The sequence below is a fragment of the Agrobacterium tumefaciens genome, assembly GCF_013337285.1.
Taxonomy (GTDB): domain Bacteria; phylum Pseudomonadota; class Alphaproteobacteria; order Rhizobiales; family Rhizobiaceae; genus Agrobacterium; species Agrobacterium burrii.
Map to the genome: position 1 here is coordinate 59,852 of NZ_SUPW01000005.1, position 17,807 is coordinate 77,658.

Annotated in this window: 16 protein-coding genes; 7 read left to right on the forward strand and 9 right to left on the reverse strand. The window is 58.3% G+C overall.

The window, feature by feature from the left end; all coding sequences use genetic code 11:
• Positions 1–26: 26 nt before the first annotated feature.
• The 5 genes from FCH38_RS14970 to FCH38_RS14990 form a co-directional block, all read right to left on the reverse strand.
• Positions 27–1,139: an ABC transporter ATP-binding protein gene (locus tag FCH38_RS14970; protein WP_174374235.1), complete on the reverse strand. Its 1,113-nt coding sequence runs from the start codon at positions 1,137–1,139 to the stop codon at positions 27–29.
• A gap of 187 nt (positions 1,140–1,326) precedes the next feature.
• Positions 1,327–2,559: an extracellular solute-binding protein gene (locus FCH38_RS14975; protein ID WP_174374236.1), complete on the reverse strand. Its 1,233-nt coding sequence runs from the start codon at positions 2,557–2,559 to the stop codon at positions 1,327–1,329.
• 38 nt (positions 2,560–2,597) lie between these two features.
• A complete protein-coding gene (locus FCH38_RS14980; RefSeq protein ID WP_149900556.1) occupies positions 2,598–3,455 on the reverse strand; it encodes a carbohydrate ABC transporter permease in 858 nt (285 codons plus the stop codon).
• Complete coding sequence (locus FCH38_RS14985; RefSeq protein WP_149900555.1) at positions 3,452–4,336, reverse strand: carbohydrate ABC transporter permease; 885 nt, start codon at positions 4,334–4,336, stop codon at positions 3,452–3,454. The genes FCH38_RS14980 and FCH38_RS14985 overlap by 4 nt, the downstream gene beginning before the upstream one ends.
• A 12-nt stretch (positions 4,337–4,348) precedes the next feature.
• Complete coding sequence (locus FCH38_RS14990; RefSeq protein ID WP_174374237.1) at positions 4,349–5,530, reverse strand: Gfo/Idh/MocA family protein; 1,182 nt, start codon at positions 5,528–5,530, stop codon at positions 4,349–4,351.
• A 438-nt stretch (positions 5,531–5,968) separates the two neighbouring features.
• On the opposite strand from FCH38_RS14990, the gene FCH38_RS14995 reads away from it, so the two are divergent.
• The 4 genes from FCH38_RS14995 to FCH38_RS15010 are packed head-to-tail and all read left to right on the forward strand — an operon-like array spanning position 5,969 to position 9,866.
• The gene (locus FCH38_RS14995) at positions 5,969–6,724 is read left to right on the forward strand and encodes a GntR family transcriptional regulator (RefSeq protein ID WP_149900552.1); all 756 of its coding nucleotides are present in this window, start codon (positions 5,969–5,971) and stop codon (positions 6,722–6,724) included.
• A gap of 26 nt (positions 6,725–6,750) precedes the next feature.
• Positions 6,751–7,773, forward strand: a complete 1,023-nt coding sequence (locus FCH38_RS15000; protein ID WP_174374238.1) for an SIS domain-containing protein — start codon at positions 6,751–6,753, stop codon at positions 7,771–7,773.
• Positions 7,770–8,936, forward strand: coding sequence for an N-acetylglucosamine-6-phosphate deacetylase (gene nagA / locus FCH38_RS15005; protein WP_174374239.1), 1,167 nt, complete (start codon positions 7,770–7,772; stop codon positions 8,934–8,936). Before FCH38_RS15000 ends, nagA begins: the two co-directional genes overlap by 4 nt.
• A gap of 3 nt (positions 8,937–8,939) precedes the next feature.
• Positions 8,940–9,866: an ROK family protein gene (locus tag FCH38_RS15010; RefSeq protein ID WP_174374240.1), complete on the forward strand. Its 927-nt coding sequence runs from the start codon at positions 8,940–8,942 to the stop codon at positions 9,864–9,866.
• A 6-nt stretch (positions 9,867–9,872) separates the two neighbouring features.
• On the opposite strand, the gene FCH38_RS15015 is transcribed toward FCH38_RS15010, so the two are convergent.
• Positions 9,873–11,126 carry an FAD-dependent oxidoreductase gene (locus FCH38_RS15015; protein WP_174374241.1) on the reverse strand — a complete coding sequence of 418 codons (1,254 nt, stop codon included), beginning with the start codon at positions 11,124–11,126 and terminating at the stop codon, positions 9,873–9,875.
• 32 nt (positions 11,127–11,158) lie between these two features.
• The gene (locus FCH38_RS15020; protein ID WP_153515546.1) at positions 11,159–11,860 is read right to left on the reverse strand and encodes a phosphatase PAP2 family protein; all 702 of its coding nucleotides are present in this window, start codon (positions 11,858–11,860) and stop codon (positions 11,159–11,161) included.
• 186 nt (positions 11,861–12,046) lie between these two features.
• Between FCH38_RS15020 and dxr the strand changes: the two genes are divergently transcribed.
• The gene (gene dxr, locus FCH38_RS15025) at positions 12,047–13,240 is read left to right on the forward strand and encodes a 1-deoxy-D-xylulose-5-phosphate reductoisomerase (RefSeq protein WP_174374242.1); all 1,194 of its coding nucleotides are present in this window, start codon (positions 12,047–12,049) and stop codon (positions 13,238–13,240) included.
• Between the two features lie 66 nt (positions 13,241–13,306).
• Here dxr and FCH38_RS15030 read toward each other — a convergent pair whose 3' ends face one another.
• Both FCH38_RS15030 and hemA read right to left on the reverse strand, forming a co-directional pair.
• Positions 13,307–13,792, reverse strand: a complete 486-nt coding sequence (locus FCH38_RS15030) for a hypothetical protein (protein ID WP_174374243.1) — start codon at positions 13,790–13,792, stop codon at positions 13,307–13,309.
• 47 nt (positions 13,793–13,839) lie between these two features.
• Entirely contained in the window at positions 13,840–15,057 is a 1,218-nt protein-coding gene (gene hemA / locus FCH38_RS15035) for a 5-aminolevulinate synthase (RefSeq protein WP_045021181.1), read from the reverse strand.
• Positions 15,058–15,428: 371 nt separating this feature from the next.
• On the opposite strand from hemA, the gene FCH38_RS15040 reads away from it, so the two are divergent.
• Positions 15,429–15,680: a YMGG-like glycine zipper-containing protein gene (locus tag FCH38_RS15040; protein ID WP_003492347.1), complete on the forward strand. Its 252-nt coding sequence runs from the start codon at positions 15,429–15,431 to the stop codon at positions 15,678–15,680.
• A 175-nt stretch (positions 15,681–15,855) separates the two neighbouring features.
• Entirely contained in the window at positions 15,856–17,781 is a 1,926-nt protein-coding gene (locus tag FCH38_RS15045) for an autotransporter assembly complex protein TamA (RefSeq protein ID WP_174374244.1), read from the forward strand.
• Positions 17,782–17,807 lie beyond the last annotated feature (26 nt).

The following is a 17,807-nucleotide window of genomic DNA, read 5'->3' on the forward strand; positions in this document are numbered from 1 at the left end:
AGATTTCATAGCCCGGTTCCTGCCCCTTATTGGATAAGCTTGAGGACTGAAAGGTCGACGCGCCGTTCCAGCGCAATGCCACTTTCATCAAACAGGTGGCAATCCGATACCTTTATGCCGGTGATGATGGGTTCATCGACGACAACAGGCGCAGAACCGGAAAGCAGCGCGCAATAGTTCTCACCCGTCGGGGCGATGCCATAAGCGATCGTATTCACGCCAAGCCGCTCGATGACGCTGGGCGCGAAGTTGACGTTGAGGTCAGCCGTTTCGAGACCCGTATGTTCCGGGCGAATGCCAAGCGTCAGTTGCCTGCCTTCGAGGCCGGCGCGAGGCTCCACCGGCACGGTGATCGTCTGACCCTCATATTCGACAGTCACGCCCTCGGCGCTGACGGATTTGCAGGTGACCTTCAGGAAATTCATTTTCGGATTGCCGATGAAGCCCGCCACAAACAGGTTCGCCGGCTTGTGGTAAAGCTCTAGCGGCGCGCCGACCTGGGCGATTTCACCGGCATTCAGCACCACGATGCGGTCGGCCATGGTCATGGCTTCCACCTGGTCGTGGGTGACATAGATCATCGTCGCCTGCAACGTCCGATGAAGATTGGTGAGTTCGATGCGCATATCGGCGCGAAGCGCCGCATCGAGGTTGGAAAGCGGCTCGTCGAACAGGAATATCTTCGGTTCGCGAACGATGGCGCGGCCGATTGCGACACGCTGGCGCTGGCCGCCGGACAACATGCCGGGACGCTGCTGCAGGCGCTGGTCGAGTTGCAGGATCCTGGCAACCCCCTCGACCTTCTCCCTGATCTTGGCCTCTTCCATCTTTTCGACGCGGAGCGGAAAAGCGATGTTTTCGAAAACCGTCATATGCGGATAGAGCGCATAGGACTGGAAGACCATGGCGATGCCGCGTTTGACCGGCGGTAATTCATTGACCTTCACGCCGTTAATGACGACGTCGCCGGCGGTAATATCCTCAAGGCCGGCGATCATGCGCAGCAATGTGGATTTGCCGCATCCCGAAGGGCCGACAAAAACGACGAACTCGCCATCCCTGATGTCGAGCTGAACGCCCTTGATGACTTCGAAATGTCCATAGTTCTTGCGGACGTTGTTGAGATAAAGCTGACCCAAAACTTGCCTCTCCCGTCACCAGCCGACATCAGGCTGCGCTCAGAGACGTTCCGCAATGCGAGAAAGACCGCGCTTTACCGGAACCGTTGAAAAACACGAGAAGCCCCTTCCGTCACAGCGGCTGGCATTCTCGCGGCGAATTTAAGAGGTTGCGGGCGACCTGCGCCCGCAACCGTCGCATTGTGGATTATTTATACTGCTCGAGAGCGGCAGCAGCCTTCTTCGCGGCATCCTCCGGGGTCGCCTTGCCGGTAACGACAGACTGCACCATCTCGATCATCGTATCCTGGAAGCCCTTGTAGTCGGTGAAGAGCGGCTCGGGACCACCATAGGCGATACCGTCGATCAGCGGCTTCCAGAAGGGGTCCTTGGCGATGAATTCATCAACCTTCGGCGACGGACGCAGCGGAGTGAGGCCAGCGCCGCCCTGCAGCTCATATTCGCCCTGCGGGCCGGGCGAGGTGATGAACTTGGCGAATTCGGTCGCCTTTTCTTCCACGCCGGTTCCCTTGAAGATCGCCAGGCTGTCGGTGATGAGCAGCGTGCCGGGACCCTTGGCTTCAGGGCCGAGCGGCAGCGTTGCGATGCCCCAGTTGATCTTGGTTTCCTGCAGGCGGGTGGCAGCACCCGAACCGGCCTGAATCATACCAACCTTGCCATCGAGGAAGATGGCGCGGATTTCGTTCTGCTCATAGGCGGTCGGACCTTCGACGGAATAGGGCGTGATGTCCTTGTAAGCCTTCAGCGCTGCGAGAACCTGCGGGCTGTCGACGGTGATCTTGTCGCCATCGATAACCTTGCCGTTATTGGTGTAAACCCAGTGCATGAACTGGTGCATGGTGTTGTCGAAGGTCTTGGCGGGCAGGCCATAACCGGCAATGCCGGTCTTTTCCTTGATCTGCTTGGCGAAGGCGATTTCTTCGGCCCAGGTCTTCGGCGGCACTTCCGGGTCGAGGCCCGCCTGCTTGAACAGGTCCTTGTTCCAGTAGAGCGCCTTGGTCGAGAAAGCGACCGGCACACCCCACTGCGTGTCCTCGAAAGTTACTGTGTCGACAATGTTAGGGTAATAGGTCTTCTTTTCGTCTTCCGTCATCGGCACCGGAACGATGAGATCGTTCTGTGCGAACTGCTTCAGCGTGCGCGAACCGACATAGGCCATGGCGACCGGCGTGCCGGCGGCGGCGAGCGTCGTTGCCTTGTCCTGGCACTGCGCCCAGCCAACGACCTCAGGAACAACCTTGAAGCCGGCATTCTTGCCTTCCCATTCCTTGATGTATTTTTCATGGATTGGGTCCATCTTGTCGCCGCAATAGATCCAGCTGATCTCCTTGTCGGCGGCATGTGCCGTCACCGTCGTAAGGGCAGTGGAACCGGCAAATGCGAATGCGCAAAGCGCCAATCCGTAATGTTTCAGTGCCATAATTAGTCTCCCGTTTTGGTGGTCGTTCCTGTTGTTGTTTATTTCACCGCGCCGGCGGTAAGCCCGCTGACGAGATATCGTTGCATGAAGAAGATCACGATCATGGCCGGCGCAATGCCGACGAAGCTGGCCGCCATCAACTCATTCCAGATGACTTCCTGACGACCGAAATAGGCGAACAGGCCGATGGGCAGCGGCATATATTCGGTCTTGGAATTGAAAGTGAGCGCGAAGATGAACTGCTGGGCGTAAGCGCCGATGAAGGTGGTGATGGAGACGACGGCGATGCCCGGCATCGCCAGCGGCAGGATCACCCGGCGGAAGGTGTAAAAGTAGCTCGCACCGTCCACATAGGCCGCCTCTTCCAGCTCTCGCGGAATGCGCAGCATGTAGGTGCGTAGCAGCCAGATGGCGGTGGGGATCAGGAACGCGGCACCGGGAATGATCATCGCCAGATAGGTGTTCAACACGCCCATATTGCGCATCAGCCGGTAGAGCGGGATCAACAGAACGGCGCCCGAAAACATGTTGATGGCGAGGAACGCACCCAACAGCTGTCCTCGCCCACGAAACTGGAAGCGGGCAAAAGCATAGGAGGCCGGCACCACCAAAAGCAAAACGATGATCGTCGAGATCGTCGAGATGAAGAAGGAGTTGAAGACGTAGCGAGCAAAGCCGGGAACACTGACCCACATGGTTCGGTAGGCCTCGAAGGACCCGTTTTGCGGCCAGAACTTGTAGGGCGAGGAAAACAGGAGGCTGAGCGGTTTCAGAGATACCAGAAAGCCTTCCACGAAGGGCGCCAGCACGAAGGTTAAAAACACCGCGACGCCACAATAGATCCCGACGATTTCATACCACCTGTAACGGTTGATCATCGCATTTTTGTCGGTCATCGGGTGGCCTCCTGCGAGATACGGCTGGTGATGCGGAAGTAGAAATAGGTGAAGATCGACAGGAAGATGCAGATCAGCACGGCGCGGGCCGCACCTTCACCGTATTTGTAGGAACCGATCGCCGTTTTATAGGTATCGATGATCATCGTCGTCGTCTGGCCGGTCGGGCCGCCCTGCGTCAAAATCCAGATGATGTCGAAGGAATTGAAGGTCGAAATCAGCGAGATCATCGACATGGTGATCATGGCGGGCAGCATCAGCGGCAGCGTGATGCGGCGGAAGCGATAGGCGCGGCTGGCGCCGTCCGTCCAGGCCGCCTCGTAGAGGTCCTGCGGGATGGCCTGGATTGCAGCCAGCAGATACAGCGTCACCATCGGCACGCCGATCCACACATCGGTAATGATCGTCGCCCAGAAGGCCGTGTTACCATAGGCCAGGAACGCGACCGGGCCGTTCACCAGACCGGTGTTCTGCAGCACCCCGGAAATCATGCCGAACTGACCGTTATACATCCAGCCCCACATGAAGATGCCGATAGCCATCGGCACGATCCATGGCGGCATCGTCAGGATGCGAAACAGCGCCCTTCCGGGAACGGCCGAATTCAGCAGCACTGCACCAAATGTGCCGATGATCATCTTTATCGAGACGGAAAAGAACGTCCAGACAAAGGTCCGCGTGATGACATCGGCAAAAGTCGCGTTGAAGATTTTCTCGTAGTTGATGAAGCCTATCCAGTTCGTCGTTTTTCTGAGCGACGCATCGGTAAACGACAGGATGAAGGTATCGACGAGCGGATAAGCAACGATAACCGTGATGTATAGGAGCGCCGGCAGAAGAAGAAGCCAGGCGAAGATAACCGCGCTGCGTTTCGCATCCATCGCAGCGCCCCCTTAAGCCGATTTCACGGCGGGCGATTTTGGCTGCCCATGGAGCGCCAGGTCATATTCATCCCAGATCGGCTTGAGGTCCACCACCTTGCGGCCGTGACGCGCTTCATCCATGGCAAGCGCCAGAATGCCGGCCTCGATCGCATCAAGTGCGGAAACCGGCAGGGGCTCACCCTTGACGATATGGGCGATTACATCCGCTGCCATCTGCTCGTCTGCGCCATAATGCTGGGAGAGCGTGGTTGCCGCCGAATAGGTCTTTGCCACGGTCTTTTCGTTGGTCCGGGCATTATGCACATTGAGGAAGCCGCGCACGAAGTCGCCCTCCGCCATGCCCTTGGCGCCGATCACGCAGAAACGGCGAAAATCGTCGGGAACGTTGAGATTGGTATGGAAGGCGAGCGACGCGCCGTTTTCATATTCAACGATCGCCGTCTGGTAGTCGATGATGTCGCCGTCGCTGTCGAAGACCTTTTCGGAACCCATCCAGCCGCTCGGCTTGCGGTGGTAGACTTCCATGTCGTTGATGCCGTCATTTTGCGGAGCATTGGCAATTGTGAAGCTCTTGCGTCCGCCGAAACTCGATACGTATCGCGGCCGCGCACCGACGACGCCATTATAAAGATCGAGATCGTGGCAGCATTTTTCCAGCATGAAGGAGCCGGAATAATGCTCATAACGCCGCCAGTCGCGCATGAAGAACGCACCATGATAGGGCGGAATATGTTCCGAGGCCTCGATGGAAACAACATCGCCGAGCTTGCCTTCGGCCTGCGCGGCGCGCAGATCGCGGTAGAGCGGCGAATAACGCAGGACAAGACCCACCAGCAGCCGCTCATGACCGTGCTTGTTGAGCAGCCGGGCGAGCTCAAGGCTTTCCTCAATGCTGACGACGATCGGCTTTTCACTGAAGATGGTGCAACCGGCCTCGAGCCCGAGACGGATATGCTCAAGATGCATATGGTTCGGCGAACCGATCATCAGAAGATCGAATTTTTCGTTGGCGATCAGCGCCTCGGGGCTGCCATACGCCTTGCCGACCGAAATGCCCTTTTCCTGCAGACCCGGCAGACCAGCCGGAGCGGGATCGACATAACCGACGATCTCGAAATCCTTGTCGATTTCATGAAAAACGTAGCCCAGATAACCGAGACGGAATCCGAGTCCGATAATTCCCACCTTCATGAACTTTGTTCCCTGTTCATTCGTAATTCATTTTCGCAGAATCGACCATTTCTACGTTGGCCATTCAGTTATCTGCGATAATTGCCTGCCACGATGAAATTAATTTTCACGACGGTCAAGTTAAATTCGATTTCGCACGCCCAACCGAGGACTGGAGACCGATTTTTCCCAGCGATGCGGATGCGCAACAGGGCGCCGCCGATCACCGCTGCGAAAACAATACCAAAAAAATGCCAATCGTCTAGAGCAATATCTACAACCGGAAAATTTTTTTGGTTAATGAGCAAATTTCAGGCGTAAGGCCTCATTATTTGGCAAAACATCGAATAAACCCCTATTAATCGTACAAATTCGCTAATGGTTCTATTTTGGTATTGCCGATTATGGCGCGTATGGTATAGCCAGAATTGGCCAGATTAGTTGTGACAGAGGTTATGGATGAACGGGGCAGTGCTTAATCTGGATGACCTGCAATCGGGAGGCGGCGGCCCGCTCTACCTGAAACTGCGTCAGACGATTGAAGACGCCATCAATGCCGGCCGCCTGAAGCATGGCGACGCCCTGCCGCCCGAGCGCGACATCGCCGAAAGCGCTTGTGTGAGCCGCGTGACGGTGCGCAAGGCGGTGGATGATCTGGTGCGCGACGGCCTTCTGGTTCGCAGGCACGGTTCCGGCACCTTCGTCGTCAAACCCATCACCCGCATGCAGCAGCCACTGACCAAGCTTACCTCGTTTACGGAAGACATGCGCCGCCGGGGCATGGCCGCAAGCACGCGCTGGCTGGACAGGGGTTTGTTCTATCCGACCGGCGACGAGATGATGGCGCTCGGCCTTTCCCAATCCGCCATGGTGGCGCGGCTTACCCGCTTACGCCTTGCCAATGACCAGCCGATTGCGCTTGAAGTGACGAGCCTGCCCGGTGATCTTCTGCCCGACCCGCAGATGGTCGAGAACTCGCTTTATCTGGAGCTTGAGAAAAACGGCATTCGTCCAGTCCGTGCCATTCAGCGCATTTCCGCCCGTAATCTCACGGATGAGGAAACGCTGCTGCTCGGCGTTCCGCCGGGGTCGGCGGCGCTGTCCGTTCAGCGCATGGCCTATCTGGAAAGCGGGCGGCTCATGGAAATATCCCGCGCCCTTTACCGCAGCGACGCCTATGACCTCGTCGCCGAACTGACGATGACCTCAGAGTGAAACACACCGATCAAGGACATGAAACGATGACAACCCTGATGCGCCAGGAAATCAACGAGATTCCCGATGCCGTCGCCCGTCTGCTGGACAATGCGAGAAATGATTTTCAGGAAGCCGGCGGCCAGCTGAAAGCCCGCGATCCAGCCGTTATCGTCACCATTGCGCGCGGATCCTCCGACCACGCCGCGCATTTCCTGAAGTATGCGATCGAATTGCAGACCGGGCTGCCGGTGGCGTCGCTGGGGCCTTCGCTCGCCTCGATCTACCAGACGAAACTACGGCTGGAACGGGCGGCGGCCTTCGCCGTGTCGCAATCGGGCAAAAGCCCTGATATCGTTGCGCTGGCGGAAAGTGCCCGCAAGGGTGGCGCACTCACCTTCTCCCTCGTCAACACGCTGCCTTCTCCGCTTGGCAATGCAGCCAATCAGGCCATCGATATCCAGGCGGGACCGGAAAAAGCGGTTGCCGCAACCAAATCCTTCGTCAATTCCATCGTCGCTGGCCTCGCGATCCTTGCCGAGTGGACGGAAGACAGCCTGCTCGCCAAGGCGGTCAGCGCCCTGCCGCAGAATTTCGCAAGAGCCGTTGCACTCGACTGGAGCCAGATCGCCGAAGCGGTGAAGGGCGAGGAATCGCTTTATATGCTGGGCCGTGGCCCCGCCCTTGCCATTGCCGCAGAAGCCGCGCTGAAATGCAAGGAAACCTGCGAGCTGCATGCGGAAGCCTACTCCTCGGCAGAAGTCATGCATGGCCCGGTCTCGCTGGTCGCACCGAAATTCCCCATCATCGCCTTTGCCGCGCGCGACCGCGCCGAGACCTCGGTGACGGATATCGCCGCAAATCTTGCCCATAAAGGCGCCAATGTTTTCGTCACATCCGCAAAAGGCAGCCCGGCCAAACCCCTGCCCTTCGTGGAAACAAACCATCCACTGACCGATGCCCTGTTGCTGATCGCGCCGTTTTACGGCTTCATCGAGCAATTGTCGCGCGCGCGCGGCTTCAACCCGGATGCACCTGCGGCATTGAAGAAGGTCACGGAAACCCAATGAGCGGCATAAAGGCATTTGTCGGCGCCCGTATTTTCGATGGCGCCGCCTGGCACGATGGCAAGGTGCTGCTGACCAGCGATGGACATGTTACCGCCATCTCACACAACGTACCTGCCGAAGCCGAAGTGATTGATGCGAAAGAGTTGCTGATCGTGCCGGGCTTCATAGACCTTCAGGTCAATGGCGGCGGCGGGGTCATGTTCAACAACCAGCCGGATGTCGCCGGCATCGCCCGCATTTGCGCCGCACACGCCCAATTCGGCACCACGGCGCTGATGGTCACGCTCATCACCGACCGGCCGGATGTGACCTCCAAAGCAGCACAGGCGGGCATCGCCGCCGTTGCGGCCAATGTGCCGGGTTTCCTCGGTCTGCATTTCGAGGGGCCACATCTTTCCGTCGCACGCAAGGGCACCCATGATCCGGCGCTGATCTGCAAGATGGAAGCAGCCGATCTCGAGGTTCTGACCCGTTGCAAGGCGGAACTTGCCTTCGTGCTGACGACCATTGCCCCGGAAAACGTGACTAAGGAGCAGGTTACAGCGCTCCGAAAGGCCGGCATCGTCGTCAGCCTTGGCCACACCGACAGCGGCCTCGACGTGGCGACGGCCTATGCTGATGCCGGCGCTTCCATGGTGACCCATCTCTTCAACGCCATGAGCCCGCTCGGCCACCGCGAACCCGGTCTGGTTGGAGCCGCACTCTCGAACGGAAAACTTGATTGCGGGCTGATCGCCGATGGTTTCCATGTCGATCCCACGGCAATCGGCATTGCGCTGCGCGCCAAGAACGGCCCCGGCCGCATCTTCCTCGTCACCGATGCTATGTCCACCATCGGCACGGATGATGACGGCTTCGAACTGAACGGCCGGCGCGTCTATCGCAATGGCGGACGCCTGACACTTGCCGATGGCACGCTGGCGGGGGCGGATATCGACATGCTCTCCTGCATCCGTTTCATGCATGAGAAGATGGACACGCCGCTGGAGGAGGCCTTGAGAATGGCCTCCACTTATCCGGCAGAAGCCATCGGTGCGACGGCCAAGGGAAAACTCCAGCCCGGTTCCGATGCGGATTTCGTCTTGCTGACACCTGACCTTCAAATGCATTCCACATGGATCGACGGAGAAAAAATCCACGATGCCGCGCGTTCCGGAGCCTGAACAATGATCGTTTGTTTCGATATTGGCGGAACGACCATCAAGGGGGCGATTGCTTATGCCCCGGATGATATTCGCCCCGTGCCGCGCATACCGACGCCGAAAACCAGTTTCGAGGACTTCGCGGCCGGCCTCAAATCCGTCATCGACAATAGCGGCGGCACACCCGCCTGCGTGTCGCTGTCGATTGCCGGTGTCATCGATCCCGAAACCGGCAAGGCCACCGTTGCCAATATTCAGAGTATCCATGGCCGGGTGTTGAAGGACGAGTTGGAAAAAGCTCTGAACCTTCCCGTCATCGTTTCAAACGATGCCGATTGTTTCGTGATCGCCGAATCGGAAATCGGCTCCGGACAGGGCCATCGTGTCGTCTTCGGCGTCATCCTCGGAACGGGTGTCGGCGGCGGACTGGTCATCGATGGCAGGCTCATCAACAGCGACGGTGGTTTCGCCGGCGAATGGGGCCATGGACCGGTGGCAGCAACCCTGGCCGGCAACCCGCCGGTAGCGCTGCCGCGTTTTGAGTGCGGCTGTGGCCTCACCGGTTGCGTTGATGCCATCGGCAGCGCCCGTGGCATGGAAAAGTTGCACCTGCATCTTCACCGGCAGGAGATGACCAGCGAGGACATCATCTCCGCCTGGCAGGCGGGCGATGCGCAGGCTTCAAGAACCATCGATGTCCTCATCGATATTCTCGCCTCGCCGCTGGCGATGGTCATCAACGTCACCGGCGCGACCATCGTGCCTGTCGGCGGCGGGCTTTCGAATTCAAGGGAACTTCTCATCGCTCTGGACGAAGCGGTCAGAAGCCGCGTTCTCCGGCGTTTCAACCGCCCGCTGGTCGTGCCTGCCATTTGCCGGATCGAGCCGGGGCTGATCGGCTCTGCCGTTATCGGCCTGAAATATGAGAAGGAAATCGCCCTCCCTGCCTGAGCGGTCTTATGTCTCGATCTTTTCCCGGCGGAAGCCCAGCCCGACCAGCCGGCCCGTCAAATGGGCAAAAAGCGGAAATCGCATGATCGCCCGCACGAAGGCCGGCGGACCTTTCGGCTTTTCCGCCTTCTCCGCCTGCCCCTTCTTGCGACCGATACGCATCATCCGTTGCAGAAATTGCGTGGCCTTGGTTGGGAAGGACCGCCGTTTTTCGATTGCGGCGAGATCGTCATCGGTAATGGCCCGACCGGACAAGAGCACCGGTACGAGCACATTGGCCGCAGCAACGGCATCCTGAACGGCCAGATTGACGCCGACACCGCCAACCGGCGACATGGCATGGGCCGCGTCCCCAATACAGATCAGGCCGGGTTTCCACCAGCGTTTCAACCGGTCGATGCGAACAGTCAGCAGATGCACATCATCCCAGCTCGTAAGCTCGTCAAGCCTCTCGCGCGGGAAAGGGCAGATTTCCGCCACCCTGTCCCTGAACGCCTCAAGTCCCTGCAGCTTGATGTCCGCGAAAAACCCCTTGCGCACCACATAACCGCACTGCCAGTAATCGCCCCGGTTGATCATCACGAAACCCTGTCGCGAGCCGACATGACCCATGGTTTCGGTCGAATCGCCCGGCTGTTTCGAAAGGCGCATCCACAGCACCTCGGTCGGAATACCGAACCGCTGGATTTCGAGCCCCGCCGCCTCGCGGACGATGGAGTTGCGGCCATCCGCACCCACCACCAGATCAGCGGCGATCTCGATCACACCATCAGGTGTATTGACGATGAGACCGCCGACGCGCCCATCACGCTCGATCAGGCCGGTGACCGGCGCATTCATCAGCAGCCGGAAGTTCTCATATTGTCCGGCCTTGCCGACGATGAAATTGAGAAAATCCCATTGCGGCATGAAGGCAATGAAGCGATAGCGGACCGGTAACCGGGAAAAATCCGCAATCGTGATGCGCTCATCGCCGATAACCGCGTTCAGCCGCGGCGCACGGGTATGCGGCAGGCTCAGAAACTCCTCGATGAAACCCAGCTGCTCCATCAGTTCAAGCGTGGAAGGGTGGATGGTATCGCCGCGAAAATCGCGCAGGAAATCTCCGTGTTTTTCGACCACCGTCACATCGATACCGCTGCGCGCAAGCAGCAGGCCAAGCATCACACCCGCCGGCCCACCGCCGGCAATGGCAACGGAGGTGCGGATGTGCTGAACGGCCCTGCCGTCATTGTCCGGCGCGACTTTCGCTTCTTCCATCACATCTCTCCGTTTCCGCCCCGTAAACGTCCCTATCGTGGATCCGCTACCGGAAGATTTGCATTTTTCGGCTGCGGCCAGCCATAGGCATCGAACCGAAACAGCATTTCGGACCGGGCAAAGATAAAAGCGAAGGCCATGGCCGTCCACATACCGAGCAGCAGCCCGGCGGCAACGTCGCTTGGATAATGCGCGCCAACGATGACACGCGAAACGCCGATGACAAGGGCAAGCAAAAGAAACGCCCAGCGGAAGCGCGGCATCAGCATGGCAAAAACACCGAAAAATGCTCCTGCAGCGGTCGAATGGCCGGAAGGAAAGCTCTCATAGAGATTATCCCCGGTAAATGGGGTGAGGCTATAGGCGCCGATTTCCAGGAAAAGCTCCGGCCGCGCCCGCCCGATCAGGAATTTCAGCGTATGGACGAGAATGCTCGCCGTTCCGATCGTCAGGAAAAAATAGGCGAGAAGCCGCCATGCTGTTCTCAAGCGCCCCGCATAGGTCTGCGCCTGCAAGACCCGTGCGCCGACATAGGCGAGAATGGCAAGGGCGCCCGTGGAATAAAGCATCCAGCTGAAGGTTCCAAAATCGGTGATGGCGCGATTGAAGGAGACGATCGTTCCGGGCAGGGCCTGCGCGCTTTCGGAAAGACGTGGATCGAGAGGAATAAAGACCAGCACCAGCACAAGGCTTGCCGCAAAAATCCATCCGCTGGAAACCAGGAAACGTCGCATCTAAGTCCTCTCATCGTTTTTCTTGCATATGGCTTTGCCATCCGCAAAAACAATAGCCGGGCTTTATCCTTGTTATGGCTGATTTTCGCGAGTAGAGGCTAATGCATGTCACCGAAACCGTGCAGCGGTTTCGCAAGAATGACATGCTCTAAAAGGTGCGAACCGCACAATACCGACGGACCGAAGATGACGAATGCCAGTGAAATGCCACGCAAACTGACGATATTGGGTTCGACCGGTTCGATCGGCACCAACACGCTGGATGTCGTGCGTCAACTGGGCGGCCGCGACCAATTCCAGATCATGGCGCTGACCGGCGCGGGAAATATCGCGCTTCTGGCAGAGCAGGCGCGTCAATTCAGTGCACAGATGGTGGTGACGGCCGAAGATGACAAATATGAAGAATTGAAATCCGCCCTTGCCGGCACCGGTGTAAAAGTCGCGGCTGGCAAATCCGGCCTTGAAGAAGCGGCGTCGGTGGATGCCGGCTGGGTGATGGCGGCGATTGCCGGGACGCCTGGCCTTGCCCCGACGCTGACAGCCGCCCGGCGCGGCGCCGATATCGCCCTTGCCAACAAGGAATGCCTCGTTTCAGCCGGCGATGTTTTTCTGCGCACGGTCAAACAGGGCGGCGGCAGGCTGATCCCGGTCGATAGCGAACATAGCGCGATCTTCCAGTGTCTGACGGGGGATCACAAACAGGCCGTGGAGCGTATTGTGCTGACGGCCTCCGGCGGGCCATTCCGCACCTGGTCGCGCGACGAGATGGCCAATGTTACGGCCGATATTGCCCGCGCCCATCCCAACTGGTCGATGGGGCTGAAGGTCTCCATCGGCAGCGCCTCCATGTTCAACAAGGGGCTGGAAATGATCGAGGCGAAATACCTCTTCGATCTCAGACCCGATCAGGTTGAGGTGATCGTCCATCCGCAATCGATCATACATTCGATGGTCGGTTACAGCGACGGTTCCTATATCGCCCAGCTCGGTTCACCCGACATGCGCACCGCCATCTCCTATGCCCTTACCTATCCGCAGCGCGGCAATCTGAACGTTGCGCGGCTGGATTTCGCAAAACTGGCGCGGCTCGATTTCGAGGCACCGGATGAAGCCCGCTTCCCCGCGCTGCGGCTCGCCCGTATGGCGCTGGAGCGTGGCGGTTTACAGGGTGCTGTCCTGAATGCAGCCGAAGAAACCGCCTTTCACGCCTTCGTTGCGGGCGGCATCGGCTTCCTCGACATGGCTGAAATCGTCGAAACGGTCATGAACCGCATGCATGACGGCCGCTCCGCCGCCACGATTGAAGATGTGTTTGCGGCAGACAGGGAAGCTCGGGATCATGCAATGGAAATAGTCACGGACATCGGAAAAGCGGCTTAACCGGCACGTCGTAGACACACGTTCTCAAGGGTTGGCATCACCCTGATATGCCGGCGCGCCGGCCGCCTATTCCGATATCATCCAGTAAGAGACGACGCGGATTTTGTCTGGACTGTTCCAGTGGATCGACAGCTTGAAATCCGGCAAGATCCACTGGTGAATATCATATCGTCCGACCCGGTCCGGCTCGCCCAGTTTGGCAATTGCGTCGACCTTGGTGTCCGAGAAACGAAGGTCTTTCCACAAAGACCCCCCATAGGTTTCGACACCTTTTTCATAACCCCAGCAAGCGCAACTCGTCAGCAGGTTCGGACCCTCACCAACGGAATGGCCATCGCTTTCGTTCACGAGAGCCCGGTCTTTGAAATGGAAGTCCACGCCGAACGTTACCGCGCTGAGATCAAATATCGCCAGATCCCTGTCGAGTTTGATGGCATCCGACCAACTCACACCAAAAGGTGCCACGATCTTCGTGACGGCTTCGCTATCGAACGGCTTTGCGAGCGCGGCTATGAAATCTTCCGGTTCGGGATACTGGATCGATGTCTGCATCTCACCTCTCCGCGTTCGCTTTTCTTACCCTTAAACTCAGTCGGGCCTCACGCCACCGCCCGCGCCAGCGCGCAATGTGACCAGAGCTGGTGCAACGCACCGACCAGCTGCTCAATATCGGCATCGGTATGCAGCGGTGTCGGGGTAATACGCAGGCGCTCTGTCTTGCGCGGCACGGTCGGGTAATTGATCGGCTGCACATAGACGCCGTGATTGTCGAGCAGGATATCAGAAATCCACTTGCACTTGGCGGCATCGCCCACCATGACAGGCACGATGTGGCTTGGATTGTCCATATGCGGAATGCCGCGCGCGTCGAGAAGGCCGCGCAGCTTGCGCACCCGGTCCTGATGGCGGGCGCGCTCGAAGGGGCTGGCCTTCAGATGCTGGATCGAGGCAATGGCCCCGGCAGCAAGCGACGGCGGCAGGGCCGTGGTGAAGATGAAGCCGGAGGCGAAAGAGCGGATGAAATCGCAGACGGCCGTCGAACCGGTAATATAACCGCCCATGACGCCGAAGGCCTTGCCAAGCGTTCCCTCGATGATCGTCAGGCGATCCATCAAGCCTTCGCGCTCGGCAATGCCGCCACCGCGCGGACCGTACATGCCAACGGCGTGAACTTCGTCGAGATAGGTCATGGCGCCATAACGATCGGCCAGATCGCAGATTTCCTTGATCGGCGCGATATCGCCATCCATCGAATAGACGGATTCAAAGGCGATGAGCTTCGGCGCGTTCGGATCGGCAGCCTTGAGCTTTGCCTCGAGATCTTCGAGATCGTTGTGCTTCCAGATCACTCGCTCGCAACGGCCATAACGAATGCCCTCGATCATCGAAGCATGGTTCAGCGCATCGGAGAAAATGATGAGGCCCGGAATCTTCTGGCCGAGTGTGCCGAGTGTTGCCCAGTTGGACACATAACCCGAGGTGAAGATCAGCGCCGATTCCTTGCCGTGCAGATCGGCAAGTTCCTGTTCGAGCAAGACATGATAATGGTTGGTACCAGAAATATTCCGGGTGCCTCCCGCACCCGCGCCACAGTGATCGATCGCCGCTTTCATGGCTTCGATGACTTTCGGGTTCTGGCCCATGCCGAGATAGTCGTTGGAGCACCAGACCGTTACGTCCTTGCGCTCGCCATTGGCGTTATACCGTGTCGCGCGGGGAAAATTCCCCTGCTGGCGTTCGATATCCGCAAAAACGCGATAACGTCCCTCAGAATGCAGGCTTTGCAGTTCCGTCGTGAAAAATGCCTCGAAGTCCATGCCATGCTCCAGAATTGACCAGACCGTTTTCCGCTCCGCTACCGGGACCGTCAACCCTTTCGGGCCACTTTAACCGCGTCTGCGTCAATTCGCCGTTGTTTTGAACCATTCCAATAAACCGTTTATAGCCGCCGATGAAAAGTACAAAATTGATTCACATCAAAAAACCACGAATTTTGGAACCTTTTTCGCGTAGCCCCGTTGTCTGGCACGCAATCGATTTACGCTCGGCGGAATCCCCGAAACAGGAGGCTTCCCTAAACGACATCGAATTGTTAGTTATCTGTGGCGGTCGGAGGTAGCAGTCGCCGCAGATAAATATGGGACGCCTACCGAGCCGAAGAGCTCATTGTAACGTTGGAGAGAGTTTCATGAAAAAGGCAATCATATTTGCGCTGGTCGGCCTGTCGCTTGCAAGCTGCACGCAGACCGAAAAGGGTGCTTCGATCGGTGCCGTTTCCGGTGCGGTCCTTGGCGGCGCTATCACGGGCAATGTTCGTGGCGCAGCAGTGGGTGCGGCCATCGGCGGTGTAGGCGGTGCCTTGATCGGCAATGCTTCCGAGCCGGGCTATTGCTATTATCGCGACCAGTACGGTCAGCGTTACACGGCGCGTTGCCGTTAATCGCACCGCGAAATACCGTTGCACAGAAGCCCCGGTCACCCGGGGCTTTTTGCGTTAAGGCGGGCAAAACGCAAGTCAAAGGGTCCTCAACGCCGTTTATTTATGATTAAATTGCAATGTTAACGGACAGGAAACGGGTTGGAGCCAAAATAAATGCTCAACCATAAAGCAGCTTATGCGAAGAACACGAACTAACCCGAAGACAGGTATTGCGTATCGGAAAGCTGGCACCGCACTTGCGGTTGCTTTCACGTTCGCCCTGTATCCGGCGTTTACCCGTGACGCCTTTGCCTTCAAACTGTTCGGTGTGCGCCTCTGGGGTTCGGAAGAACCGGAGGTTGAAGTCATCAATCCGGTCAAATATGCCGTCACGCTTGACGCAGGTGAAGCAGATAAATCGCTGAAAGGCAGCCTGGAAAACAGCTCGCTTCTTCTCGCAGACAAGGACAAGCCCGCCTCCGGTGATCTCGGCCTCCTGATAAAGGCGAGAGACGACAGGGACAGGCTGATCGCCGCGCTTTACGAAAACGCCCGTTACGGCGGCATCGTCAAGGTCACCCTCGCCGGCAAGGATGTGGATGCCCTGCCGCCCAATCCCGTCTTTGATCACAGCGCGCCCGTACCGGTGGTCATAACGGTGACGCCAGGTCCGAAATTCACGCTGGGCAGCGTCCGGCTCGAAGGCGATGTGACGGGCCGCAACCTTGAAGAATACGGCCTGACCACCGGCGGCGAGGCCGGATCTCTGGCAATCATCCGCGCCGGCAACAAGCTTATCGACGATCTGAAGGCCGAAGGCCGTCCGCTTGCCAAGCTGACGAAACGCGAGGCGGTGGCAAACCACGCGACGAACACGGTTGACATTACCATGGCTGCAGAAGGCGGGCCGGTTGCCCCACTGGGCACGGTCACCGTCACCGGCGAAAAAACCGTCGATGGCGATTTCATCCGCCGTTATTCGCGCCTCAATGGCGGCGAACCCTATTCGCCGGAAAAGCTGCGCAAGGCTGCGGATCGGCTACGCCAGCTAGGCGTCTTCTCCAGCCTGACGATCAAGGAAGCGGGCACGCTGGCGCGCGACGGCACAATTCCGCTCACCATCGAAGTGTCTGAAGGCAAGCACCGCTATTTCGGCGTCGGCGCGCAATATTCCACCACCGAAGGCATCGGCCTTCAGGGATATTGGGGCCACAGAAACCTGTTCGGACAGGCGGAGTCGCTGCGTATCGAAGGATCGGTCTCGCGCATCGCCGAGGCATCAAGCGTCGAAGGCATGGATTATTCGGCCGGCATCACCTTCATCAAGCCCGGCATGTTCAATCCGCGTACGACCTTCAAGACAAGCCTGATCGCCAAGACCGAACACCCCGACACATACGACGCCAAGACGGTGACGGGCACAGCCGGTTTTGCCTACGAGCTCAACGACACCGACACCGCCGCCGCCGGTCTCGAGGTGCAATGGGCCGATACCGAAGACGCCTTCGGCAAGAATGAATATCTGACCACCTCCATCCCGCTGGAATTTGTTCGCGATACGCGCGACGACAAACTCAACCCCACCGAAGGTTTTCGTGCGTCGATTGCCGCCAAGCCCAGCTATGAGGCGCTGAACGGCACGTTCTTCTCGTCGTTCGAAGGCTCGATCAGCGGTTACAAGGGGCTTGGCGCGGAAGACCGGCTGATCATGGCCGGAAAGCTTTCCGGCGGCGTGCTCGTCGGCGGCAGCAACCTGCAGGACATCCCCACCACACGGCGCTTTTATGCCGGCGGCGGCGGATCGGTGCGCGGTTACAGCTATCAGGAAATATCACCCTATAATGCAGCGGGCGACGCAACCGGTGGCCGCTCCTATGTGGTCGGCTCCGTTGAGGCCCGCATCAAGGTCACCGATACGATCGGCATCGTGCCTTTCATCGATGCGGGTGTAGTATCGGAAGATGTGGCGCCAGATTTTTCCGATATCCGGGCGGGCGCCGGCATTGGCCTGCGTTACGCAACGCCCTTCGGGCCTTTGCGTCTCGACGTCGCCATGCCGCTTGATAAATATGATGGCGGTAACAGTTTCGGCATTTATGCTGGCATCGGCCAGTCTTTTTAAACGCCACCATCGAACACCCTTGAAGC

Excerpts from the sequence above, each read along its gene's own strand:
- nagA (WP_174374239.1), top strand. The coding sequence starts at position 7,770 with ATGAGCGGCATAAAGGCATTTGTCGGCGCCCGTATTTTCGATGGCGCC.
- FCH38_RS15000 (WP_174374238.1), top strand. The coding sequence starts at position 6,751 with ATGACAACCCTGATGCGCCAGGAAATCAACGAGATTCCCGATGCCGTC.
- FCH38_RS14980 (WP_149900556.1), bottom strand. The coding sequence starts at position 3,455 with ATGACCGACAAAAATGCGATGATCAACCGTTACAGGTGGTATGAAATC.
- FCH38_RS15030 (WP_174374243.1), bottom strand. The coding sequence starts at position 13,792 with ATGCAGACATCGATCCAGTATCCCGAACCGGAAGATTTCATAGCCGCG.
- hemA (WP_045021181.1), bottom strand. The coding sequence starts at position 15,057 with ATGGACTTCGAGGCATTTTTCACGACGGAACTGCAAAGCCTGCATTCT.
- FCH38_RS14975 (WP_174374236.1), bottom strand. The coding sequence starts at position 2,559 with ATGGCACTGAAACATTACGGATTGGCGCTTTGCGCATTCGCATTTGCC.
- FCH38_RS15045 (WP_174374244.1), top strand. The coding sequence starts at position 15,856 with ATGCGAAGAACACGAACTAACCCGAAGACAGGTATTGCGTATCGGAAA.
- FCH38_RS14995 (WP_149900552.1), top strand. The coding sequence starts at position 5,969 with ATGAACGGGGCAGTGCTTAATCTGGATGACCTGCAATCGGGAGGCGGC.
- FCH38_RS15020 (WP_153515546.1), bottom strand. The coding sequence starts at position 11,860 with ATGCGACGTTTCCTGGTTTCCAGCGGATGGATTTTTGCGGCAAGCCTT.
- FCH38_RS15015 (WP_174374241.1), bottom strand. The coding sequence starts at position 11,126 with ATGGAAGAAGCGAAAGTCGCGCCGGACAATGACGGCAGGGCCGTTCAG.
- FCH38_RS15010 (WP_174374240.1), top strand. The coding sequence starts at position 8,940 with ATGATCGTTTGTTTCGATATTGGCGGAACGACCATCAAGGGGGCGATT.
- FCH38_RS14990 (WP_174374237.1), bottom strand. The coding sequence starts at position 5,530 with ATGAAGGTGGGAATTATCGGACTCGGATTCCGTCTCGGTTATCTGGGC.
- FCH38_RS15040 (WP_003492347.1), top strand. The coding sequence starts at position 15,429 with ATGAAAAAGGCAATCATATTTGCGCTGGTCGGCCTGTCGCTTGCAAGC.
- dxr (WP_174374242.1), top strand. The coding sequence starts at position 12,047 with ATGACGAATGCCAGTGAAATGCCACGCAAACTGACGATATTGGGTTCG.
- FCH38_RS14985 (WP_149900555.1), bottom strand. The coding sequence starts at position 4,336 with ATGGATGCGAAACGCAGCGCGGTTATCTTCGCCTGGCTTCTTCTTCTG.